The organism is Sphingobium sp. UBA5915, assembly GCF_002431195.1.
Lineage (GTDB): Bacteria > Pseudomonadota > Alphaproteobacteria > Sphingomonadales > Sphingomonadaceae > Sphingobium > Sphingobium soli.
In genome coordinates this window covers 49,980-68,326 of record NZ_DJDV01000119.1, presented here as the reverse complement: position 1 = coordinate 68,326, position 18,347 = coordinate 49,980, and the positions used below count along the sequence as shown (strand labels likewise).

16 protein-coding genes are annotated in these 18,347 nt (G+C 64.5%); 9 read left to right on the top strand and 7 right to left on the bottom strand.

All coding sequences use genetic code 11. The annotated features are described in order from the left end of the window. Positions 1 to 194: 194 nt before the first annotated feature. The 3 genes from B2V90_RS20740 to B2V90_RS20730 all read right to left on the bottom strand — a co-directional run bounded on the left by B2V90_RS20740 (position 195) and on the right by B2V90_RS20730 (position 2,772). Complete coding sequence (locus B2V90_RS20740; protein ID WP_228220951.1) at positions 195 to 665, bottom strand: RcnB family protein; 471 nt, start codon at positions 663 to 665, stop codon at positions 195 to 197. Between the two features lie 149 nt (positions 666 to 814). After that, entirely contained in the window at positions 815 to 1,504 is a 690-nt protein-coding gene (locus B2V90_RS20735) for a prolyl hydroxylase family protein (protein WP_228220950.1), read from the bottom strand. 116 nt (positions 1,505 to 1,620) lie between these two features. Further along, positions 1,621 to 2,772, bottom strand: a complete 1,152-nt coding sequence (locus tag B2V90_RS20730; protein WP_293923018.1) for an RcnB family protein — start codon at positions 2,770 to 2,772, stop codon at positions 1,621 to 1,623. A 241-nt stretch (positions 2,773 to 3,013) separates the two neighbouring features. On the opposite strand from B2V90_RS20730, the gene B2V90_RS20725 reads away from it, so the two are divergent. Together B2V90_RS20725 and B2V90_RS20720 are read left to right on the top strand one after the other, a co-directional pair. Next, positions 3,014 to 3,553, top strand: a complete 540-nt coding sequence (locus B2V90_RS20725; protein WP_228220948.1) for a biliverdin-producing heme oxygenase — start codon at positions 3,014 to 3,016, stop codon at positions 3,551 to 3,553. Then, a complete protein-coding gene (locus B2V90_RS20720; RefSeq protein WP_293923016.1) occupies positions 3,546 to 6,122 on the top strand; it encodes an HWE histidine kinase domain-containing protein in 2,577 nt (858 codons plus the stop codon). The genes B2V90_RS20725 and B2V90_RS20720 overlap by 8 nt, the downstream gene beginning before the upstream one ends. A gap of 39 nt (positions 6,123 to 6,161) precedes the next feature. Here B2V90_RS20720 and B2V90_RS20715 read toward each other — a convergent pair whose 3' ends face one another. Genes B2V90_RS20715 through B2V90_RS20705 form a run of 3 tightly spaced genes read right to left on the bottom strand, consistent with a single transcriptional unit; the run spans position 6,162 to position 8,456 of the window. Further along, complete coding sequence (locus B2V90_RS20715) at positions 6,162 to 6,722, bottom strand: (2Fe-2S)-binding protein (RefSeq protein ID WP_228220946.1); 561 nt, start codon at positions 6,720 to 6,722, stop codon at positions 6,162 to 6,164. Then, entirely contained in the window at positions 6,719 to 7,213 is a 495-nt protein-coding gene (locus B2V90_RS20710; RefSeq protein ID WP_037543543.1) for a DUF2721 domain-containing protein, read from the bottom strand. The genes B2V90_RS20715 and B2V90_RS20710 overlap by 4 nt, the downstream gene beginning before the upstream one ends. A 31-nt stretch (positions 7,214 to 7,244) precedes the next feature. Further along, positions 7,245 to 8,456, bottom strand: a complete 1,212-nt coding sequence (locus B2V90_RS20705) for an LL-diaminopimelate aminotransferase (RefSeq protein ID WP_037543119.1) — start codon at positions 8,454 to 8,456, stop codon at positions 7,245 to 7,247. A gap of 142 nt (positions 8,457 to 8,598) precedes the next feature. Here B2V90_RS20705 and B2V90_RS20700 point away from each other — a divergent pair, with 142 nt between their 5' ends. The 7 genes from B2V90_RS20700 to B2V90_RS20670 all read left to right on the top strand — a co-directional run bounded on the left by B2V90_RS20700 (position 8,599) and on the right by B2V90_RS20670 (position 17,252). Continuing rightward, entirely contained in the window at positions 8,599 to 10,338 is a 1,740-nt protein-coding gene (locus tag B2V90_RS20700; RefSeq protein ID WP_228220945.1) for a PHA/PHB synthase family protein, read from the top strand. Between the two features lie 139 nt (positions 10,339 to 10,477). Then, complete coding sequence (locus B2V90_RS20695; RefSeq protein ID WP_228220944.1) at positions 10,478 to 11,314, top strand: phasin family protein; 837 nt, start codon at positions 10,478 to 10,480, stop codon at positions 11,312 to 11,314. Positions 11,315 to 11,461: 147 nt separating this feature from the next. Next, complete coding sequence (gene clpS, locus B2V90_RS20690) at positions 11,462 to 11,836, top strand: ATP-dependent Clp protease adapter ClpS (protein ID WP_009822770.1); 375 nt, start codon at positions 11,462 to 11,464, stop codon at positions 11,834 to 11,836. Between the two features lie 151 nt (positions 11,837 to 11,987). Next, positions 11,988 to 13,502, top strand: a complete 1,515-nt coding sequence (locus B2V90_RS20685) for a glycerol-3-phosphate dehydrogenase (protein WP_228220943.1) — start codon at positions 11,988 to 11,990, stop codon at positions 13,500 to 13,502. Further along, the gene (locus B2V90_RS20680) at positions 13,499 to 14,974 is read left to right on the top strand and encodes a glycerol kinase (protein WP_228220942.1); all 1,476 of its coding nucleotides are present in this window, start codon (positions 13,499 to 13,501) and stop codon (positions 14,972 to 14,974) included. The genes B2V90_RS20685 and B2V90_RS20680 overlap by 4 nt, the downstream gene beginning before the upstream one ends. Before the next feature lie 39 nt (positions 14,975 to 15,013). Further along, on the top strand, positions 15,014 to 16,798 hold the full coding sequence (locus B2V90_RS20675; protein WP_228220941.1) for a sensor domain-containing diguanylate cyclase: 1,785 nt from the start codon (positions 15,014 to 15,016) through the stop codon (positions 16,796 to 16,798). A 76-nt stretch (positions 16,799 to 16,874) separates the two neighbouring features. Further along, positions 16,875 to 17,252, top strand: coding sequence for a MerC domain-containing protein (locus tag B2V90_RS20670; protein ID WP_009822766.1), 378 nt, complete (start codon positions 16,875 to 16,877; stop codon positions 17,250 to 17,252). Positions 17,253 to 17,280: 28 nt separating this feature from the next. Here the strand turns inward: B2V90_RS20670 and glpX are convergent, their stop codons facing one another. Next, positions 17,281 to 18,270 carry a class II fructose-bisphosphatase gene (gene glpX / locus B2V90_RS20665; protein ID WP_228220940.1) on the bottom strand — a complete coding sequence of 330 codons (990 nt, stop codon included), beginning with the start codon at positions 18,268 to 18,270 and terminating at the stop codon, positions 17,281 to 17,283. Positions 18,271 to 18,347: the final 77 nt, after the last annotated feature.

Sequence of the window (18,347 nt, the reverse complement as noted above, 5' to 3'; positions counted from 1 at the left end):
CCATAAAACGGCGTTTGCCCCTATGGTCCACCCCCCTTTCGGACTGATGATGCGCCTCGCGCGCATTATCGGCCGCGTGCGCCTGGCAACGGGCGGCGCGGCCAAGGGCGGCATGATGCTAATCTGAATGGTATGCGCAGCAAAGCGGCCCCGCTCCATATGGAGCGGGGCCGCTGCGCTATTGGTCTGACGGCTTACCAGAAGAAGCCGCGATGCACCTGCATCACCCGCCCAGTGCGGACGTTCACCAGCAGCACGTCGTTATAGTGGCGGACCCAGCGCAGGTTCGCGCCCGGGCGGGGGAGGCGATAGCGATAGGGGTCGGCGATATAATAGCGCGAGCTGTAATAAGCCGGACGCAGCCGCGCGCCGGTATTCCAGGCGGTGTAGCGGAAGGGCGCGCGCCAGTTGCCGCCGCGATAGACATTTCGATGGCTGCGGCGATAGTCGCGCCAGTCCTCGCGCACTTCGCGACGGGCTTCGCGCACGTCGCGGCGCTGTTCGCGCACGTCACGGCGATCGCCATAGCGCTGTGCCTTGCGCAGATCGCGCTTTTCCTCGCGCAATTGCCGCTCGCTGCGGCGCGCTTCGCCATAGGATTGCGCCGAAGCGACACTGGGGGCGACGGTGGCGGCCAGCAGGCCCAATAGGATCAGTTTACGCATCTTTGGTCTCCCATTCAGCTTGGCGTCGAACCGATTTTGGCTTTCCGGTTCCTGCGCCAGTGAAGAGAGATATGGCCCCGCGCATCTGAACGAACCGGGAATGGCGCCGTCAGATTCCAGTCATTTATGTCGCAATGTGTATCAGCCTTTCAGCCCCAGGGACGTTCGCGAAACCATTTGGTGACGACATATTTGGTGCCGCGCTCCACGGGCAGGGCGGCATGCAGGCTGAAGCGATTGGGCGCGCCATCCCGGTCCATATTATTCCAGATCAGGATCATCCCTTCGACCGGTGGGACCATGAATTCGCATTGCGGGAAATGCGTCTCTCCCCCGGCCTCGACAGCGGACAGATAGATCATCGCCGTCCATGTGCGTTGCCCGCCCGTCCCGCGCATCCGTTGCCAATAGTCCGCCGTCGCCGGGAAATAGTCGCAATGGACCTTATATTCCTGGCCAGGGGTATAGCGCTGTCCCTGGAGCGTTTCGCCGTTGATCGCCGGCAATCCGGTCAGCGCGCAGATGCGCTCGGTAATCCGTTCGACCAGCGGATCGCGAGGCGACAGGTTGCCGCTGTGGCTGGTGCGATAGTCTGCGTTGGCGCTGCCGGAAAAAAGCGTCGACGGCTGCGCATTCGCGTCGATCAGGCGGCGCAGTTCGGCGCATTCTTCCGGACTGAGGAAGTCCTGCCGCCCGAATATCTCCAGGTGCGGCGTATCGATACGGCTCACCATCGGGTTGCGCTCCAGCCGCGCACGCACGGCATCGCCTATGGCGGCGCGAGCAGGAGAGGCGATGCCGCCGTCATCGGCAGCGTCTGCATCGGAAGAACCGGTCATAGGCCCTCCCTGCCACAGGGAGGGCGGCGATGAAAAGACCCCGACGCGTCGCCGCGCCGGGGCCAGGGACTCCTGAAGGCCAGTTCAGGAAGCCGCGAATTCAGGAAACCGGCGCGTCACCAGAAAAAGTCGCGGATGACGTCGACGACATAGCCGTCGCGAACATCGACCAGCAGCGCATCGTCATAATAGCGGATCCAGCGCAGTGTGCCGTAGGCGGGAGGAAGCCGATAGGCATAGGGATCGTTGATCCAATAATTATTGGCGTAGAGCAGGTCGTTCAGGAAAAGCCCGACCGAAAAGGATCGATAGCCATAGCTCCATCCGCGCGGCGCATAATAGCGCCCGACCCGGTAGCGATCGCCATAGCGGTTGCGATAGCTGCGCCAGTCATAGCGGCGGTCCTGACGCCAGCCATTGTCCCAGCGCCGCTGGTTATTCCACCGTGTCCTTTCGTCAAAGCGCCGCACATCGACCCGTTCGCGCCCGCCTGTCCAGCGCCAGTCGCCCGGCCTGGCACCGCGGCGATCATTGCGCCAATCGATCCGGTCGTCCCGCCGGTCGGAACGCCAGTCGCGACGATCACCCTGGCGATCCGCGCGCTGGTCCTGCCGGTCATCCCGACGATCGGCCCGTCGGTCCTGCCGCTCGTTGCGCCAATCGATCCGGTCGTCCCGCCGGTCGGAACGCCAGTCGCGACGATCACCCTGGCGATCCGCGCGCTGGTCCTGCCGGTCATCCCGACGATCGGCCCGTCGGTCCTGCCGCTCGTTGCGCCAATCGATCCGGTCGTCCCGCCGGTCGGAACGCCAGTCGCGACGATCACCCTGGCGATCCGCGCGCTGGTCCTGCCGGTCATCCCGACGATCGGCCCGTCGGTCCTGCCGCTCGTTGCGCCAATCCTGCCTGCCATCGCGACGATCGCCGCGCCGGTCATCCATGCCCGGTCGACGTTCGGCGCGCCCGGCCTGCCATTGTTCGCGCCGTTCGCGCGCCTGCTCGACCGCGCGGGCGGCGTTTCCGCGCAGGCGATTGTCGGGTTGCGCCGGCGCCATCTGACGCGGCGGCTGGGCGCGCGGCTGCGTTCCGGCGTCGCGGCCGGCGTCACCGCGCGGCTGGTTCATGCGATTTCCGCGCGACACGGCGGCGCCATCGCCATTACGCATGCCGCGTTCGCCACGGGGTGCACGTTCCTGCGCATAGGCCGGCACGATCCCGCCCAGCACCGTCGCACTCATCAATCCTGCCAGCATGATCCTCTTGAACATGGGTCCAGCACTTTCCTGATACGGGGCACAGCGCCCCTAATGATCAGCTTATAGGCGCATGGTGGTGAGCGATCGCTGAACCTTCATGTCAGCATTGCGAAAGAATCTTGCGACCCAATATGGTCTTTGGGGAAGGTTTTACGTAGGGTGCAAGACTGGTGCGTCAGCGCAGCCACCCCGGGGCTGACCGAAGCTGATGCAGATTAAAGACATTTTCTCCCATCCCTCTTAGGACCACCGAGTGACGAAATCCCCCGATGCTGGCCGCACCCGTCAGGCCCTGCGTGAAGCGACGATGGCGAGCCATGATCGGGTTGATGCCCTGTTTGCCGACTTTTCGCTCGATAACGCTCGGGATTATGCTGATTTTCTAAGCGCGCACAGCCGCGCTTTGTCGGCGCTGGAGCCGGCGGCGCAGCCGGACCAGACGCGTATGCCGTTTCTGGCGCAGGATCTCGCCGCTCTGGGCGTCGCGCCGCCGCAGTCGCTCAGCCTCGAATCCGCGGGGGGCGACGGGTATCGCTGGGGCTTGCTCTATGCGTTGGAAGGGTCGCGCCTTGGCGGCGCCTTCCTCGCCCGCCGGGTCGGCCCGGGGCTCCCCAGCGCCTATCTTTCCGCGACTCATGACAAGGGGGAATGGTTGGCCTTCCAGCGCGCGCTTGACGGCGCTGCTGCGGAAGGCGGCGAAGGCTGGCTGAACGACGCCGTGCAGGGCGCGCTCGCCGCCTTCGCCCTTTTTGCCGCCGGCGCGGCGGCGCAAAAGGCGGTGGCGCATGGCTGAAGGCGATCCCGGCAGCGACGCGACCGACCCCGGTTTCGCCGTCGACCTGAGCAATTGTGATCGCGAGCCGATCCATATTCTGGGGGCGGTGCAGCCGTTCGGCTTTCTCATCGCCCTGACGGCCGACTGGCTGGTGGCGCGCGCGTCCGCCAACAGCGCGCAATTTATCGGTCTGTCCCCCGACGATATGCTGGGCCGCCCGGTCGCTGATATTTTCGAAGCAGATGCGATCCACGCGCTGCGCAATCGCATCACGTTGCTGCGCGGTCCTGATTCGGTGGAGCGGCTCTTTTCGCTTCCGCTCATCAAGGATGGCCCCGCCTTCGACGTGGCGGTGCATTTTTCCGGCCCGATGGTGATCGTGGAGGCGGAACCCGCCAGCCATGACGAGATGGAGGCGAGCAGCACGGTTCGCTCCATGGTGTCGCGCCTGGCGCAGGCCGAATCCATGTCCGCCTTCCTGCGCGATGGCGCAAGGCAGGTGCGCGCGCTTACCGGGTTCGACCGCGTGATGGTCTATCGCTTCGCCGATGGCGGCGATGGCGAGGTCGTCGCCGAAGCGTTGCGGCCCGGCATCGAAAGCTTTTTCGGACTCCACTACCCCGCGTCGGACATTCCCTCGCAGGCGCGCGCCCTGTATCTGCGCAACATATTCCGCATCATCGCCGATGTGCAGGCGCAGCCGGTGCCGGTCGTGCCCGCGCTCGACCCCCATGGCGCGGCGCTCGACATGTCGCTGTGTCTGACCCGCGCGGTATCGCCCATCCATATCGAATATCTGCACAACATGGGCGTCGGCGCATCCCTGTCGATCTCGATCATCGTCGGCGGCAAGCTGTGGGGGCTGTTCGCCTGCCACCATTATGAGCCGCGATTGCCGACCTTTGCGCAGCGCAGCGCCGCTGAGTTGTTCGGCCAGATATTCTCGATGATGCTCGAAAGCCGCGAGCGGGCGGAAACCGCCCATTATGAAGGCATGGCGCGGCAGGTGGCTGACCGGTTGCTGTCGGCGGTGGCCCAGGATCATGACCTGCTGTCCAACGCGCGCTGGCTGGGCGACATCATGTTCGACACCATTCCCGCCGATGGCGTGGGCGTTTATATTGACGGGCATATCAGCCTGTCTGGGCTGACCCCGGATGAACACGCTTTTGCCGCGATCGTGTCGATGCTCAATCGAACGGCGGCGAGCCAGATATTCACCACGGACAACCTGTCCCAACTGTTGCCCGATGCGGCCCGTCATGCCGACCGGGCGGCGGGGGTACTGGCCATCCCGATTTCCCGCCGGCCACGCGATTATGTCGTGCTGTTTCGCGCCGAACAGCTGCGCTCCGTGCGGTGGGCGGGCAAGCAGGACAAGCATATCGAATATGGTCCCAACGGCCCGCGCCTGACGCCGCGCAAGAGTTTCGAGGAATGGTCGGAACTGGTCAAAGGCACCGCGCGACCCTTTACGCCCGCCGAACTGCGCGTGGCAGAGGCGATGCGCACCGCCTTGCTGGAAGTCATCCTGCGCCTGTCCGATTCGGCAGACGCGGAACGGCAACGGGCAAACGAGAAGCAGGAATTGCTGATCGCCGAATTGAATCACCGCGTTCGCAACATCCTGTCGCTTATTCGCGGCCTGATCTCCCAGACGCGGGAGAGCGCGCAGTCGGTCGAAGATTTTATTGGCACGCTGGAAAGTCGCGTCCACGCATTGGCCCGCGCGCATGACCAGATCACCGCCGACCGCTGGAGCCCGGCCCGGCTCATCGACCTCATTGAAGTGGAAGCCGGCGCCTATCTGGCCGAGCGTAGCGATCGCGTGCGCCTGACCGGCCCCAACGTCCTGTTGACCCCTGCCTGTTTCACGGTACTGGCGCTCGTCATTCATGAAATGCTGACCAACGCCGCCAAATATGGCGCGTTGTCCGATGGCGGCATCGTCGCGATCGACTGGCGGGTGGATGCGGATGGCAGCCTGCTGATCGACTGGACCGAAAGCGGCGGGCCGCCGGTCGTCGCGCCGACCCGGCGCGGTTTCGGCTCCACTGTGATCGAACGGTCCATCCCCTATGATCTGGGCGGCGATGCGGAGATCAACTATCGCCTGGCGGGGATCGAGGCGCATTTCTGCATCCCGTCGCGCCATGTCGTGTCGGTGCTGCCCGACAGCGTGGGACGCGATCGCGTAAAGCCTGCTGCCGCTCCCGTGCCCGGGTTGCTGCGCGACCGCCATGTCCTGCTGGTCGAAGACAATATGATCATCGCCATGGATGGCGAGGACGCCTTGCGCGATCTGGGCGCGGAGGTGTTTACCGCCGCCAGCGTCGGACGCGCGCGCGAAGCGATCGCGCTTCAGCCCGTCGATCTGGCCGTGCTGGATTTCAACCTTGGCCATGAAAACAGCCTGCCCATCGCCGACCTGCTGGCCGAGCGGGGCGTGCCGTTCATCTTTGCCACCGGCTATGGCGACGGGCTGGAACTGCCGCCGCGTTTTCAGCATGTGACGCTGGTCAAGAAACCCTATTCGGGCGCGACGCTGGCGCAGGCGCTGGAGCCGGTGATCGGAAAGCAGGGGTGAGCGAGGCGCAGTCCCGCTGCGCCGGGGCTACGCCATGCTTCACGGCTGCCGCTTTGGCGGGCTGGCGGATCGGCCCAGCGCCGGCACGCTGCGCGCCGCTTCCTCCGGCGTGATGCCGGGCGGCGGGGCGGCGGCGATCCGTTCCTCGCCGCGCATGATCCGGCCTGCGTGCTTGATCGCGCCCCGCAGCCGGGGATAGATGCCGCAGCGGCAGATATTGGTGATCGCAGCGTCGATCTGTTCGTCGGTTGGATTGCTGTTTCGCCGCAGCAAAACGGAAGCCGCCATGATGACGCCCGGCACGCAATAGCCGCATTGCGACACATTGTCGGCGGCAAAGGCCTGTTGCAGCGGATGGCCGCGGTCGGGCGACAAGGCTTCTATGGTGGTGACGAAACGCCCTTCGGCGTTGGCGATGCTGAGCTGGCAGGATCGCACCGCTTCCCCGTCGATATCGACCGTGCAGGCGCCGCAATCGCCCGTGCCGCAGCCATATTTGGTGCCGGTCAGGTTGGACGCGTCGCGCAACGCCCATAATAAGGGCGTGTCGGGGTCCATGCGATATTGGACCGGCCGGTCGTTAACGGTGAATTTGGTCATGCGCCGGTCGGAGCCTCGCTATCATCCTCATCCTCGGCCTGATGGAACAGCACCTCGTTGCGGATGTGGATGGTGCGCGACGCCAGCCGGATTTCCTGGATGAAGGTGGCGAAGGCGGCGGTCTGGAGCAGCATCGCGAAAATGAAGATCAACGCGATCGCCGTGCCCAGGTGCGCGTTGAACAATTCGGCGGCGAACAGCAGCATGACGACCAGACAGATGGCGCAGCCCGATGCGACCGACAGAAAGATCGCGCCGTTGACCACGCTCATCCGCTTGTCGAGCACGCGGATTTCCGCAACCAGCCGGTCATGTTCGCGCCCGCGCGTCACCAGCACGCTCTGTTCCACCTTGCGCGCCCGGTCGATCACGCGCGCCAGCCGCCCGGCGCAGACATTGAGGAACGCGCCCAGCCCCGCCAGCATGAACACCGGCGCGACCGCCAGCTGGATGGTGGCCGCCACCTGGCTGACCTGGGGAAGCAGGATCATGCCGCTCATGCGATCGGCTCCGATACCAAGCTCAGGCCGCGCCCTTGGACGATGGCGTGTTGATGCCCATGGATTTGAGATAGGCCTTGATGTTGCGCGCCGCCTGCCGCAGCCGCTGCTCATTTTCGACCATTGCGATGCGAACATAGCCTTCGCCATCCTCGCCATAGCCCACGCCCGGCGCGACCGCGACCTTGGCATGGGTGAGCAACTGCTTGGAAAATTCCAGGCTGCCCATCTCTTTCAGCGCAGGCGGCAAGGGCGCCCAGCAGAACATCGAGGCGCGCGCTGCAGGAATGTCCCATCCGGCGCGGCCGAAGCTTTCAACCAGCACGTCCCGGCGCTTGTGGTAGAGCAGGCGGTTCTTCTCCACGATATCCTGCGGCCCGTTGAGCGCGGCGCAGGCCGCCGCCTGGATGGGGGTGAAGGCGCCATAGTCTAGATAGGATTTCACCCGCGTCATCGCCGCGATCAGCTTGGCATTGCCCACGGCAAAGCCCATGCGCCAGCCGGCCATGGAATATGTCTTGGACAGGGATGTGAACTCGATCGCCACGTCCTTGGCGCCGGGCACCTGCAGGATCGACGGCGTGGGATTGCCGTCATAATAAAGTTCGGAATAGGCGAGGTCGGAGAGTATCCAGACCTTGTTCTCCTTCGCCCAAGCGACCAGCCGCTCGTAAAAGGCAAGGTCGACCGTCTCGGCCGTCGGGTTGGACGGATAGTTGACCACCAGGATCGACGGGCGCGGCACGGTGAAGGCCATGGCCCGGTCAAGCGAGCGGAAATAATTTTCGTCCGGCGTGGTCGGCACCGACCGGATGGTCGCGCCCGCGATGATGAAACCGAAAGTGTGGATTGGATAGCTGGGGTTTGGGGCCAGCACGACGTCGCCCGGCTCGGTGATCGCGGTGGCAAGGCTTGCCAGCCCCTCCTTCGATCCCATGGTGACGACGACTTCGGTTTCCGGGTCGATGTCCACGCCAAAGCGGCGGCCATAATAATTGGCCTGCGCCTTGCGCAGCCCAGGGATGCCGCGCGACTGGCTATAGCCATGGGCGCTTGGCTTGCGCGCCACTTCGACCAGCTTGTCGATGACATGGTCTGGCGGGGGCAGATCGGGATTGCCCATGCCCAGGTCAATAATATCCTCGCCCGCCGCCCGCGCCGTGGCCCGCATCGCATTGACCTCAGCGATGACATAGGGCGGCAGGCGCTTCATGCGGTAGAATTCTTCGGACATTATTGGGGCTTTCCTGAAAGCATCCTGTAGGGAATAGTGCGTGACGCGCCTCTGGCACGTCATAATCGGGCTATAACCGGCCGTATAGGGACATGCCAGCGAAAGCCGCGCCGCGCGCAATGCCAGGAAGAGGATGGTGGCCATGGAAAAAAGCAACGTCATGGAGCCCCGCCTGCCGACGCTGGAGGAGATGCAGCAATGGACGCAGGTGCTGGGCCGCGCCCAGCAATTGATGCTGGAGCAGGCGGCCGGATCGACCGGCCAGGCGCTGCCGTTCGATCCCGCACTCGTCGCGCGCATCCAGACAAGCTTCGCCGACGAAGGGCTGGCGCTGTGGCAGCGTTTTCTCGATGCGGGCGGCCTGCTGCGCGAGCGGCCCGATCCCGCGCCGGCCACCAGCCCGGCCGCCTCCAGGGACCGGCGCTTTGCCGATCCGGCGTGGACCGAGCATCCCTTCTACGACCTTATCCGCCAGAGCTATCTGCTGCTGTCCGACTATCTGATGAAGATGGCCGATGCGGTCGATGGCGTCGATCCCCGGCAGAAAGCCAAGCTGCGCTTCGCCACTACCGGGCTGCTCGATGCGATGGCCCCCAGCAATTTCCCGCTCACCAATCCGCAGGTGATGCGCAAGACAATCGAAAGCGGCGGCGAAAATCTGCTCACTGGCCTTAAGCATATGCTGGCCGACATGGAGAAGGGGCAACTCACCCACACCGATGGCACGACGTTCGAGCTTGGGCGCAATATCGCGGCGACGCCGGGCAAGGTGATCCATGAAACCCCACTTTACCAGTTGATCCACTACGCGCCCTCGACCCAAGAGGTGCTGGAAACGCCGCTCATCATCTTCCCGCCGTGGATCAACCGCTTCTACATCCTCGACCTGTCGCCGGAAAAAAGCTTCGTCAAATGGGCGGTGGACCAGGGGATCAGCGTCTTCCTCGTCTCGTGGAAATCCGCTGACGCCTCGATGAAGGACCTTATCTGGGACGATTATATCCTGGGCGGCCAGATCGACGCGATCGACACGGTGCGCGATTTGCTGGGCGTGGAGAGCGTCCACACGATCGGCTATTGCGTGGCCGGCACCACATTGGCCGCGACGCTGGCGCTGCTCGCGGCGCGGGGCGAAGCGGACAAGGTGGCGAGCGCGACCTTCTTCACCGCGCAGGTGGATTTCAGCCAGGCCGGCGACCTTGGCCTGTTCGTCGACGATGAGCAGATGAAGTTGGTGGATCAGTTGTCGGCGCAAGGGTTCCTCGATGGGCGCTATATGGCCGCGACCTTCAATTTGCTGCGCGGGCGGGACCTGATCTGGAACTATGTCGTCAACAATTATCTGCTCGGCATGGATTATCCCCCGTTCGACCTGCTTTACTGGAATGGCGACACGACCAATTTGCCGGCCCGCTGGCACAAGGATTATTTGACGCAACTCTATCGCGACAATCTGCTGGTTTCGCCCGGAGCGATCAGCGTCGCGGGCACGCCGATCGACCTGCGCGCCATCCGCACCCCGGCCTATGTCCAGGCCGGCAGGGAGGACCATATCGCGCCGCTGGACAGCGTGTGGAAGCTGACCGAACATTTTGGCGGGCCGGTGCGGTTTTTGCTGGCCGGGTCGGGCCATATCGCGGGCGTGGTCAACCCGCCGGCGGCCGGCAAATATCAATATTGGGCGTGCGAGGAGGCGCAGCCATCCCTGGCGCAGTTCCTGGAACAGGCAAAGGAGACCAAGGGTAGCTGGTGGCCGGACTGGCGTGCATGGCTCGGCGCTATCCATCCGCACATGGCGCCTGTTGAAGGCGCCCGGGTGCCCGGGAAAGGCCGTCTGAAAGCTATCGAAGATGCGCCGGGCCGATATGTAAAGGCCCGGTAAACGCTATGATTCCGTAGCGAAAGTCAGACTTCCAGAAAAATACGACGAACCGTTGGTACATTTTTGCTGCACCGCACAACAGGCCTTGCAACGGCAACCTGATTTCTATATTGTGCAGTGCAGCAAACGGAGGATGGTCATGGCCGATACCCCGAAGGGACCGAGGAATACAGCGCGCGCGAAAGCAGGGTCGACCACAATGTCGGCTGCAGAAGCCTTGATGGCGGCCGAAGCCGCCATTGGCACGGAGCCAGCGCGAAAGAAGCCCGCGCCGCGTAAGGCGGCCAGCGCCAATCCGGTCAAGGAAGCACCGGAAGGGGCGCTCAAGCCGGTTGAGACGAACCCGCAATCGGAACCTGCGCCTAAGCCGGTGGAGCCGCCTGCGCCCCCGCCGCCTGCGCCCCCGCCGCCGCCTGCTCCGGCCGCGCCCGCCTCCAGCATGATCAAGAGCCCGACAGAAATGGCCGCAACCGCCAGCACCCAGCCGCTGCCCCCGATAGAAGGAACCAAGATGATGAACGACGTTATGGAAACCGGAAAGAAGTTCGCCGAAGACGCCAAGGCGAAGTTTGAAACCGCTTATTCAGACTTCAACGACAAGGCCAAGGCCCATGTCGAAAAGTCGACCAAGGCGGTTGAGGAAATGAGCGACATGGCCAAGGGCAACATGGAAGCCATGGTCGAATCCGGCAAGATCGCCGCCAAGGGCATGGAAATGATGGGCCAGGAAGCCGTCGATTTCACCCGCAAGAATTTCGAAAAGGCGACGGCTTCGTTCAAGAGCTTGGCCACCGCCAAGACGCCGACCGAATTTTTCCAGCTGCAGAGCCAGCTGTTTTCCAGCAGCTTCGACGACTTCACCAAGGAAGCCGCGAAGAACAGCGAAGCGATGATGAAGCTGGCCGGCGACGTTGCCCAGCCGCTGACCGCGCGCATGTCGCTGGTCACCGACAAGGTGAAGTCGATCGCCGCCTGATCGGCGCGATCCGCTAAAATCCATTGAGTCACGGGCGTTCTCTTCCGCTGGAAGGGGGCGCCCTTGTCCTTTGGAGGCGGGACGAGCGGCGAACGGCGCCGTCGCCCCCTTGCCATATCAGGGCGAATCGCCATATCCTTGCGCATCATGAACAGTCTCATCACCGCATCATGGCCCGTGAACATGGCGGGCCGGGACCAGGACGATCAGGGCGAAGGCCCCGGCGGTCCCAATGTCGGCATCGCCACCCGCACGCGCACCCGCACCAAAAAGCCGTCGCTCTACAAGGTGCTGATGCTCAACGATGACTACACCCCGATGGAGTTCGTGGTGCATGTCCTGCAAAGCTTTTTTCGCATGGACATGGAGGAAGCCACGCGGGTGATGCTGCACGTCCATCAGCGCGGCGTCGGCATTTGCGGCATCTTCAGCTACGAAGTCGCGGAGACGAAGGTGAACCAGGTGATGGATTTCGCCCGGCAGAACCAGCACCCGCTTCAGTGCACGCTGGAGAAGGCCTGACCATATCCGCTTAGCCACATGGGTCCTGCTCTCGCCGCAGATCTTGGCGAGGCCTGTCTGACCCGCTGATCGACCCTGTTTGCCGTATCGACTGACAGGCCGAGGCGCTCCTCTCTTTTCATGCCTGCCGCGTCCGCCTACACCCGATGGCGTGACCCAGCAGAGCCCACCAGCCGCCCTCTATGATCTGGCCGTGATTGGCGGCGGGGTGAATGGCTGCGGCATCGCCCGCGATGCGTCGGGCCGGGGCGCGAAGGTATTGTTGCTGGAGCGAGGCGACCTGGCGCAGGGCACGTCCTCCGCCTCCACCAAGCTCATCCATGGCGGGCTGCGCTATCTGGAACATCGCGAATTCGGTTTGGTGCGCGAGGCGCTGGCCGAGCGGGAGCGTCTGTGGCGCATCGCGCCGCATATCATCCATCCGATGCGCTTCGTCCTGCCATGGACGCCGGGGCTGCGCCCACGCTGGCTGCTGCGCCTGGGCTTGTTCGTCTACGATCATCTGGGCGGACGGCGTGTCCTGCCGGCGACGCAGGGCATCGATCTGCGCCGTCATGCAGCCGGCGTGCCGCTGAAACCGGGCTTTGCCACCGGCTATTGCTATTCCGATGCCTGGGTCGATGACGCCCGGCTGGTGCTGCTCAACGCGCGCGACGCTGCTGCACACGGCGCATCCATCCAGACCCGGACGCAGGTTGTCGGGTTGACGCGGGAAGAAGGGCTGTGGGCGATAGACGCGCGTGCGGCCGATGGCGCGGGCCTGCGTTTCCACGCCCGCGCGATCGTCAACGCGACCGGGCCGTCGGTGCTGGCGCTGCCGGGGGGCGGGGAAGGGCTGGCGGGTCGCAGGATGCGGCTGGTGCGCGGATCGCATATCGTGGTGCCACGTCTGTTCGATCATGACTTTGCTTATTTCTTCCAGCTGCCCGATGGTCGGATTTTCTTCGTCATCCCCTATGAGCGTGATTTCACGCTGATCGGCACGACCGACCAGGATCATGACAGCGAAACCGACAGCATCGCGGCGAGCGCGAAGGAAATTGCCTATCTCTGCGACGCCGCCAGCGGCTATTTCGCACGACCAGTGACACCGGACGATGTGGTGTGGAGCTATGCCGGCGTGCGGCCGCTGATCGATGATGGCTCCGACCGGCCGGAAGCGGCGACGCGTGGCTATCGGCTGGAGCTTGACCAGGGCGGGAAGGGGGAAGCCCCGGCCTTGCACGTGCTGGGCGGCAAAATTACCACCTACCGGCATCTGGCCGCCGAGGCGGTCGATATGCTCAAGCCGCACCTTCCCATGTTGCGCGGCGGCGACTGGACAGCGGATGCCCCATTGCCTGGCGGGGATTTTACCATGACGGGGTTGTCGGCACTGCTGGACAGGCTGGCGCAGGACTATCCGTTTCTCGATGCCGCCAGTGTCGATCGCATCGGCCGCGCCTATGGCGCCGATGCCTGGACATGGCTGGGGACAGCGCGGGGATGGAGCGATCTGGGTGTCGCTTTCGGCGTCGGCTTCACACAGGCGGAAGCGATCTGGCAGATTGAGCGAGAATGGGCGCGCACCGCCGAGGATATGCTGTGGCGGCGGACGAAGCTGGGCCTGCGCTTCACCCCGGACCAGGTGGTCCGGCTGGACCGCTGGATAAGGGAGGGCCAATGACGGACGCCCGATTGCTGGTGCTGGACGCGGGCACCACGTCCACGCGCGCGATGCTTTACACTCCCGATGGAACGCGCATGGCGACGGCGCAGCGCAACCTTGGCCAGCATTATCCCCGCCCCGGCTGGGTCGAGCAGGACCCCATCGAGATATGGGCGCAAAGCCTGGCGTGCGCGCGCGATATGGTGGCCCAGGCCGGCGGCGCGGACCGGATCGCCGCCATCGGCATCACCAATCAGCGGGAAACCGTCATCGCCTGGGACAAACGCAACGGTCGGCCGCTCGCCCCTGCAATCGTCTGGCAGGACCGTCGCACCGCCGACCAGTGCCGGGCCTTGCGCGACGCGGGCCATGAACCGATGATCCAGGAACGGACCGGGCTAGTCATCGACCCCTATTTTTCCGCGAGCAAGATGCGCTGGCTGATCGACCATGAAACAGCTGTTGCGCAGGCCGGGGATGCGCTGGCGCTGGGCACGGTCGAAAGCTGGCTGGTCTGGAATCTGACCGGCGGCCTGCATATCAGCGACGCCAGCAATGCCAGCCGCACCCAGTTGCTGGCGCTTGATGGCGCAAACTGGGACAGCGCCTTATGCGACCTGTTCGGCGTGCCGGTCGCCGCGTTGCCCGACATCGTCGACAATGAAGGGGATTTCGGCGCGGCCAGCCCCGGCCTGCTGGGCGGCGCGATTCGGATCTGCGGCCTGGCCGGCGATCAGCAGTCCGCGACGATCGGGCAGGGGTGCCTGTCGCCCGGCCCGGCGAAAGCGACGCTGGGCACCGGCGCGTTCATCCTGGCGCCGACCGGGACTGTCCTGCCCCGATCGGACAACCGGCTGCTTGGCACGATCCTGCGCCAGCAGGGCGGTTGCCGTCACTATGCCCTGGAAGGGTCGATCTTCGTCGCGGGCAGCCTTATCAAGTGGCTGCGGGACGAACTGGGGCTGATCCGCGCGGCGCAAGAGACCGAGGCGTTGGCCCGTTCCGTTACGGACAATGGCGGCGTATCCCTGCTGCCTGCCTTGTCCGGCCTTGGCGCGCCGCACTGGCGGCCTGAAGCGCGCGGGGTGATCGCCGGGCTGACCCAGGGAACGACCCGTGCGCATATCGTGCGGGCCGCGCTCGAATCCATGGCGCATCAGGTTCATGATCTGGCCGGCGCCTTCGCGGCTGATGGCGCGCCCTGGACGAACTTGCGCATCGATGGGGGCATGAGTGCCAATGACTGGATCGCGCAGGACCTGGCCGACATACTGAACCTCCCCGTCGAGCGACCCGCCGATGTCGAAACCACCGCGCGCGGCGCTGCAATGCTGGCGGCCGTGGGCGCAGGACTGCATGCTTCGCTGGAGGATGCGGCGGCGGCGATGCCGATCCGGCAGCGTTTCAAACCCCGCATGACCGCGCCGACGCGGGCGGCGCGGCTTGGGAATTGGAACGACATTTTGCGGACCGCGATCGGGGGATCATGAGCGAAAAATTAAGGATGCCGTCCTAAATCCGATTTTACCATGTCGCGCTTCTCTTTTCGTAGCCCGAACTCTCCTTTTGCGCCCGTCATCACAGGCTGCGTCTATTTTGCTGCGGCCAGTTTCACTGTGTCGATTTCGCGCTTCGAAGGGGGGCTGGCTTTCATCTGGATCGCCAATGCGTTCCTGATGGCGGAGCTGTTGACCACCCGCATGTCCTACTGGCCACGCGCGGTATTTGCCTGTGCCCTCGCCAGCGCCGTTGCGACCGCCCTGTTTGGGATCGGTCCTGTAGCCGCCTTGCCGATGGCCTTCATCAACGTCAGCGAATCGCTGATCGTGGCGGCGATCTGCCGCTATTTCCTCAAGGACGATATCGTCACAGGGTCGGTCCGACCGCTGGTTGTCTTCATCCTGGCCCTGTGCGGCGTGGCGGACATTGTCACGGGGCTGGCGGCCGCATCCGTTGCGTCGGCGACTACGCCGGTGGGGTTCAGCGCATCCTGGCTGCAATGGTATGCCGGGCATGCGCTGGGCGGACTGACATGCACCCCGGTCGTCATCCTGTTGCTCCAGGGCGAATGGTCCCGCTGGCTGCGCGATACGCCCAAGGCCGTGAAGATCGAAGCGTTGATCTTGCTCGCCCTGTTCACGCTGGTCACGGTCCATGTCTTCTACTGGGCGCGCTATCCCATGTTGTTCGCGCCCATGCTGCCCTTGGTGCTGATCGCCTTTCGTGTGGGGCATGTCGGGGCGGCCGCCTCTATCGTGATCCTTGCGGTGATAGGCGGGGTGGCGACGATGTCGGACACCGGCCCGCTGATGCTGATCCCACTTTCGACGGGTGAGCGGGTGCTGGCGTTTCAATTCTATCTGGCGCTCAGCTTCCTGTTGTCGATGCCCGTCGCGGCCGAGCTGAACGGGCGTCGTCGCCTGTTCCAGATGTTGCAGGAAAGCGAATCGCGCTTTCGCGCCATCGCCGAACATAGCGGCGACGTCGTGCTCAACGTCAATCTTGCCGGCGTGATCGAATATGCCTCTCCGTCTGCGTTGGAACAGATGGGCTGCGCGCCCGCGCTTCTGGTGGGACAGGGCGTGACCGATCTGGCCGATGCGCGGGATCGGGAAATGGTGCGCGCGATATGCCAGAGCGCACTGGCGCATCCCGGCAGCGTCCATCAGGCGGAATTTCGCCCGCTGACGGCGCTGAGCGATCTGGACTGTTGCGAGATGGTCAGCCGCGCGGTCGTGGACGAACGCGGCCAGCCGGTTGGTGTCGTCAGCATGATCCGCGACATATCCCGGCACAAGGCGCGTCAGCGCGCCCTGCAACAGGTCGCCGCACGCGACGCGCTGACCGGCGCGGACAGCCGCCGCGCCTTTCTGGACAAGCTGGACGCCGAAATGCTGCGCGCCGCCGACGGCGCGCGGTCCAGCCTGCTGCTGATGGACCTGGATCATTTCAAGTCGGTCAATGATCGTTACGGCCATGGCGGGGGGGATCGCGTACTGACCGGTTTCGTGCAGGCGATCCAGCCCGAACTGCGGGACGGGGACAGCATCGGCCGGCTGGGCGGAGAGGAGTTTGCGATCCTGCTGGTCGATTGCGACCGGCGCGCCGCCGCGCAGTTGTGCGACCGGCTGCGCCAGCGGCTTTCGGCGCCGATCCGCGTCAACGACAAGGACGATACGATCGCCGTGACGTTCAGCGCCGGACTGGTGCAACTGGATGGCGGATCGACCCGATCGGCGATGCTGGAGGCCGCCGACCGCGCCCTCTATGACGCCAAGCATAGCGGCCGCAACTGCCTGCGTCAGGCCGCCTGACCGGGCGTTTCCAGCCCCGGTAAATTTTCGATGATATGTTGTAACTTGGTTTGAACTGGCCTATGTAGCCGGGACCATGTCGCAAAGCCTTCGCCAAGCCCTTATTTCGGGACGACTGGATCGTCTGGCGATCGCCGTATCGGGCTTGTGCGTCGCTCATTGTTTCGTGACCGCCGTCGTGCTTGGTTTGCTCGCGTCCGCCGGCGGGATTTTCGAAAGTCCGATCTTTCATGAAGCCGGCCTGATGATCGCAATCACACTGGGCGCGATCGCGCTGGGGCATGGCGCGATCGTCCATGGTTTCATGATGCCGGCCGCCGTCGGATCGCTGGGCCTGGGCGTCATGACGGGCGCGCTGACCATGGATCATGGGTTGCAGGAAAGCGTCTACACGCTGATCGGCGTTGGCATATTGGCGCTTGGCCATGATCTCAATCACAGGGCCAGCCACTAGCGCCTGGCCGGCGCTATGCACCGTTGGTTCATCCCTCGCCCGACGTGGTGCGGACGCGATGTTCGCCCTTCACCCAACGCACGGTGCCGGTGCTGGCGCGCATCACCACGCTTTCGGTCGTCAGCTTGCCGCCGGGCAGCCGCTTGACCCCGTCGAGCAGTGATCCGTCGGTCACGCCCGTCGCGGCAAAGATGCAGTCTCCTTTCGCCAGGTCCTTAAGGTCGTAGACCTTGTCGAAATCGGTGATGCCCCATTTGCGGGCGCGGTGCCGCTCATCCTCATTGCGGAAAAGAAGACGGCCCTTGAACTGGCCGCCGACACAGCGCAGCGCGGCGCAGGCCAGCACGCCCTCGGGCGCGCCGCCCGATCCCATATAGATGTCGATATTGGTTTCCGGGTCGGTCGTCGCGATGACGCCGGCCACGTCGCCATCGGGAATCAGCATGATGCCGCAGCCGATCGCCCGCAGTTCGGTGATCAGCTTTTCATGACGCGGCCGGTCGAGCACGCATACGATGATTTCATGCGGTTCGACGCCCTTGGCCGCCGCCACCGCCGCGACATTGTCGCGGACGGACCGGTCCAGGTCGATGACGCCTTCGGGATAGCCGGGACCCACGGCCAGCTTGTCCATATAGACGTCGGGCGCATTGAGCAGCCCGCCTTCCTCCGCGATGGCCAGCACGGCCAGTGCATTCGGCCCGGCCTTGGCGGTGATGGTGGTGCCCTCCAGCGGGTCGAGCGCAATGTCGATCCGTGGCCCCTTGCCGATCGCGCTGCCGACCTTCTCGCCGATATAGAGCATTGGCGCTTCGTCGCGTTCGCCTTCGCCGATCACGACGGTGCCGTCCATGTAAAGATCGTTGAAGGCCAGCCGCATGGCTTCGACCGCGGCGGCGTCGGCGGCTTTTTCGTCACCGCGCCCGATCAGCCGGGAAGCGGCGATCGCTGCTGCTTCGGTCACGCGGACCATCTCCAGAACCAGCACCCGGTCCAGATTCGCGCCTGCCTGTTCCATCACATCCTCTTTTCTTCTTTGTCGCCCAGCCGATAGGCGGTCGCTGCCGCCTTGTCGAGCATGGCCATCATTCCGCC